Raw genomic sequence first — 4,588 nt, 5'->3', positions numbered from 1 at the left:
AGCCGCTTCGCGGCTCGGCTTAATTCAAGCGTTAGGCCCGCATGATGCGCATATTTGCTATCACACTGCTTCTGTTGGTTGCCTTCCCAGTCTTAGCTCAAGAGTGCTCCGCCACAGATGCTCAGGCTGTTGAGAGTTCCGTTGACTCTCTTGATTCGTGGGGATCCATCCATGCCGCGTACCAACGCTATAGCTATTGCGATGATGGCGCTATCGCTGAGGGATTCACGGATAGAGTAGTCCACCTTCTTGCCACGCAATGGGCCTCGCTCAGCCAGGTCCGGCGGCTCATAGCTCATGACCCCGAGTTCCAGGATTTCGTCCTCCGGCACATCAATGCCTCCGCGCTCACGTCCGAGCTTGATCGTGTCGCCCACTTGGCAAGGCATCAGTGTCCGCGGTCGGCTACTCTGCTCTGCAATCAAATTGCCGAGGCTGCCAGTGAGCGGTAGCGTACCTAACAGTTCATTCAAGCCGAAGCCGCTTCGCGGCTCGGCTTAATTCAGGCGTTAGGCGGCATAGGAGAGTTCATGGCAGTTCGATCGCTAGACACACCACTTGAGATTGACGGCGATCCTGATGCCACAGAGATGATCCGCGTCTGGCTTGCCCATGACGACGTGCACGTTTCTCTTTTACTTGGCATGTGGGCGGATGCGGAGGACTGTGACGTGGATGAGCGGGATGCTTGGGGCAATCTGCTTGCTGACGTCGCTCAGCACATTGCCAACGGCATGGCACAGAGCCATGGCTGGGACAAGCAACAGACACTCGCACGCATCAAGCAGGGCTTCCTGGAAAACATGGAGTACAAGGAAGGCAAGGTCACGGGTGGCTACGTTGGCTAGCACGCCGCCTAACAGTTCATTCAAGTCGAAGCTGCTTCGCAGCTCGACTTAATTCAAGCGTTAGGCATGTTCAATCTCTTTCGCGCACGAAAAACATCGAGCATTGAGGTTGCCAGAGACCACAACGATCTCTTAGTTCGGATGGGCAACGTGATCAAGAGCAACCAGCTTGCGCTTGATGCACTCGGAGACGACCACGGAGATGTTGACCTTAGGCTCGTAGAGCGAATTGATGAGGTACTGGTTCCGCTTATTGGGCCTAGCGGCATTGATGAAGAGTCATGGTTTCAAAGCATGGATTTCTACGGGGATGGCATTCGGCACCTGGAGTTCCGTCCAAGCAAATTCCCTCTGAACGCTATCCCCGCATTACAGGCTCTTTTGGTATCGGAGCATGAGCCATTTGGCATCCTTTGCTGGGCACCACGCGCCGAGGACGGGCAGCCCGGGGATCATGAAGGTTTGGTAATTTTTAGCGGCAAGCTGCTTCTCACCTCAGGATTGGCAAGTGAGTCAGCGCATGCCTAACAATTCATTCAAGCCGAAGCCGCTTCGCGGCTCGGCTTAATTCAGGCGTTAGACCGCACAGATGCGTCATCTCCAACTGTTCGCAGACTACTTCCAGTTCTACGTGCAGGATGAGCCTGCCAGCGGTGACCTATCGGACGCATGGTCTCAGGACGCGGTTGAGCGTCTTTTGGCCGTTGCACCTGGAGTAGTAGGCGTCGGGACAATAAGTAACAGCAACGTGCCCGTTACGGTCGAGGTATTGGATGCGTCCCCATTCGATGACTCGTCAGCCTTTGACCAAGTTAATGAGTGCACTCTGGTCGTTACCCAAGGCCCGCTGGTTGTTGCCGGCTGTACGGACTACTTCCCGGACGCCGCCCGCATCCCGGCTCAACCCGGCATCTACAGAGTTAGGGTCAGCTATCGCATAGCCGATGCGCCGAGCGCTCATGAGTTGTATCGTCTGCAACTCTGGCCAGCGCCCGCCATTGAACCCACCGTGGTCAAGTCGCGTGCGGCCTAACAGTTCATTCAAGCCGAAGCCGCTTCGCGGCTCGGCTTAATTCGGGCGTTAGGCCACTATGATTCGTCTACTTCTGTTAGTTCCACTAATCCTGCTCGTATCCGCGTGTTTGAGCGCACCGAAATCTTCCTGCCACGCCAGGATTGCCAAAGCACAAGCAGGTTACGACGCGGCTGAGGCAGGCCTCGAAGTGGCTAGCGCTGCGGCCGAAATGGCTCCCGGCCCCCAGATGTTTGGTCGTGTAGCATCTGCGGCTGCGGACGTCGCTGGGGCAAAGGACGCACTGGATTCCGCTCGGAAAGAGTGCGGTTCCGTGCCCTAACAGTTCATTCAAGCCGAAGTTGCTTCGCAACTCGGCTTAATTCAAGCGTTAGGGTCCACGTTTATGTCTCTAGCCGCACGCATCAAAGACGCAAGGACTAGGGCAGGTCTCAGTCAGGCTGAGCTTGCAAGACGGTGCGGCATTGCTGCTCCGTCGCTTCACGATCTTGAGAGTGGAAAGTCTAAGTCAACGCGGCAAACAACGTTGCTTCGACTATCTAAAGCGTTGGGCAAGTCGCCTGAGTGGCTGGCGTTCGGGGATGGGGACGGCGATGGAAGTCCATCAGTTGTCACAGCAGACTCAACAGAAACAAAGTTCGAGAGAGACTTTTTGGCCGACTTTCGCAAGCTGACGGCTGTTGAGAAGAAGGTTGTCGTCCGCATGGTTCGCAGCTTGGCAATCGATAAGTGAGCCCTAACAATTCATTCAAGTCGAAGCCACTTCGTGGCTCGACTTAATTTAGGCGTTAGGCCGCGGAGAGACTCCGCAGGACAATGTATTCTCACTACTCCAGAGGGCGTATGACTCGGAACCTATTTGTTGAACTGCTTGCAGGTGCCGCGATCGCAGTCCTTGCTCATAATCCAGCCGCAGCCCAGCCAAGTCCGGTGAGCCCTTCGGCGGACGTTCGCCGCTTGATGATGAACGGATCAGTTAACGCGGCCAAGGAGAAACTCACTTCCTGCGCAGATGCGCAGGATGCGGAGTGTCAGTACTTGCTTGCTGAATGGATTGAACGAGGCGAGCTGTACCAACGTGACCTCGAGGCCGCAAGGAACCTTTACACGCTCTCATACCGCAATGGGTACGAGAAGGCAGGCTCCGCGATCCTTCGTCTTGCTAAACAATCCGATACGAATGGCTCGGTGGCCTCGGCCAAGCCATCTACCCCCACGGCATCGGATAAGAGCCAATCACCATCGTCCATGACAAAGCCCACGACAAGTCAAGTTGCCGCGCCGCCAGTTGCCAACGAGTCGTGGAACGCAACGAGAAATGACAAGGCATTGGCAAGCGCGGAGCGCTATCCCGCCACGCCTAGCTCAGCTCTTCAGCAGTCTGAGCGCAACTGGTCCGTTGCGGAGCGCACGGACAGGCTTGCAAAAGCGCCTGATTTCTTTGGGTTTCAGCTCGACGAGTTGGATGACAGCTCCTTGCTTAAGTTGAGTAACGCAACCTGCGATGCACCTCCCTCATATATGTATAGAACGTGCAACGGAGACGTAAACACATCGATTGGCGCTGCTAAAATGGCCCTTGAGATGTATGGCGGGCGAACCCATAAGCTGACCGTTTCGATGGAGGGTAAAACCGCTTGCGACTCTCTAGAGGCGTTTGCTCGAGATCGGTACGGCCGACATAGGTTGATTGCAAGTAGATTTGCCGGAGCTCTAATCAATCGCGCAATGGCGGAGGGCAATGACCCGGAGAGCTTGAAGTTTCAGGTTTGGAATAACGCCCAAAAGGATGTATGGACCCTAGCGCTTGGTCGATCCGAGACACGACAAGTCTGCTTCTTTGGGCTGGCTCCTGGCCAAGGTGCCAAGGAGTAAAATTTCTCACCCACTCAAGCCGGAGCCTCTCTTCGCGGCCCCGCCATAAGGAAGGATTGCCAATGAACGACAAGGTTTTCTTGATCATAGAGAGCGCGGACGTGCATTGTCTTGTGGAGATCCCGCCCATGGGCTTGTCTGGATACCGGCAGCACGGCGGCCCCTTTGTTGGCACATCCCCATTCTTTACGGTCTTTGCCAAAGAGTCGGTAGCCCCCGACCTTGTAGCTAAGATTGTGGCAAGTTACGCGCCCAGCGCGGCCTAACAATTCGTTCAAGCCGAAGCCGCTTCGTTCCGGCAAATGTGGCAGAAAGAGCCTGCCTCATTTGCCTCCACTACGCGTCTCGGCTTAACTCAAGCGTTAGGGCGCTCATGGAAGAATCTCGGCCGTATCGATTCAAGATCTCGCTCCGCCTCCGTCATCCTCAGACGGAGCTTTCTGCGTGTTCCTCCGAGTTCGGTTTGGAGCCATTCCGGCAGTGGTCGTCCGGCCAGGAGCGTACTTCTCCGCGTGGCAAGCCGCTCGCGGGAGTTTGGGATGACTCGTACTGGACAACTCCTCTGGAGATTCTCTCGGATGAAGATCTTGAGGACGCCTTGAGCCGCATCGGTCAATGGCTTGAGGGTCACGCGTCTTTCCTCTCCAAACACCTTGCCTCAGGAGGGTCTGCTTCCCTTTTCATAGGTTTCTTTCTTGAGGGCTTCAACTCCGGCTTTTCGCTTGACCCCTCGCTTCTGGCAAAGTACTCGTCACTTGGAGTGGCTTTGGATTTCGATGTGTATGGGCCGGATGACTCGCCAGACGCGCCCTAACAATTCATTCAAGCCGAA

Annotated in this window: 7 protein-coding genes; 6 read left to right on the top strand and 1 reads right to left on the bottom strand. The window is 55.6% G+C overall.

Translation table 11 applies throughout. The annotated features are described in order from the left end of the window. Positions 1-92: 92 nt before the first annotated feature. Positions 93-473, bottom strand: coding sequence for a hypothetical protein (locus N800_RS16005; protein WP_156963023.1), 381 nt, complete (start codon positions 471-473; stop codon positions 93-95). 57 nt (positions 474-530) lie between these two features. On the opposite strand from N800_RS16005, the gene N800_RS15730 reads away from it, so the two are divergent. From N800_RS15730 to N800_RS16565, 6 genes are all read left to right on the top strand, one after another. After that, positions 531-848: a DUF5076 domain-containing protein gene (locus tag N800_RS15730; RefSeq protein WP_084087747.1), complete on the top strand. Its 318-nt coding sequence runs from the start codon at positions 531-533 to the stop codon at positions 846-848. A gap of 66 nt (positions 849-914) precedes the next feature. Next, positions 915-1,376, top strand: coding sequence for a hypothetical protein (locus tag N800_RS14780; protein WP_156963022.1), 462 nt, complete (start codon positions 915-917; stop codon positions 1,374-1,376). Positions 1,377-2,266: 890 nt separating this feature from the next. Beyond that, positions 2,267-2,614, top strand: coding sequence for a helix-turn-helix domain-containing protein (locus tag N800_RS16570; protein ID WP_084087745.1), 348 nt, complete (start codon positions 2,267-2,269; stop codon positions 2,612-2,614). Positions 2,615-2,724: 110 nt separating this feature from the next. Beyond that, positions 2,725-3,756, top strand: a complete 1,032-nt coding sequence (locus N800_RS16000) for a hypothetical protein (protein WP_156963021.1) — start codon at positions 2,725-2,727, stop codon at positions 3,754-3,756. Between the two features lie 62 nt (positions 3,757-3,818). Then, positions 3,819-4,022, top strand: a complete 204-nt coding sequence (locus N800_RS14765; RefSeq protein ID WP_036140409.1) for a hypothetical protein — start codon at positions 3,819-3,821, stop codon at positions 4,020-4,022. Between the two features lie 107 nt (positions 4,023-4,129). Further along, on the top strand, positions 4,130-4,570 hold the full coding sequence (locus N800_RS16565) for a DUF4279 domain-containing protein (RefSeq protein WP_156963020.1): 441 nt from the start codon (positions 4,130-4,132) through the stop codon (positions 4,568-4,570). The last annotated feature ends 18 nt before the right edge of the window (positions 4,571-4,588 follow it).

Origin of the sequence: Lysobacter daejeonensis GH1-9 (assembly GCF_000768355.1) — a bacterium.
GTDB lineage: Bacteria > Pseudomonadota > Gammaproteobacteria > Xanthomonadales > Xanthomonadaceae > Aerolutibacter > Aerolutibacter daejeonensis.
The sequence above is the reverse complement of the archived record's forward strand: the minus strand, read 5'-3'. Positions and strand labels throughout refer to the sequence as shown.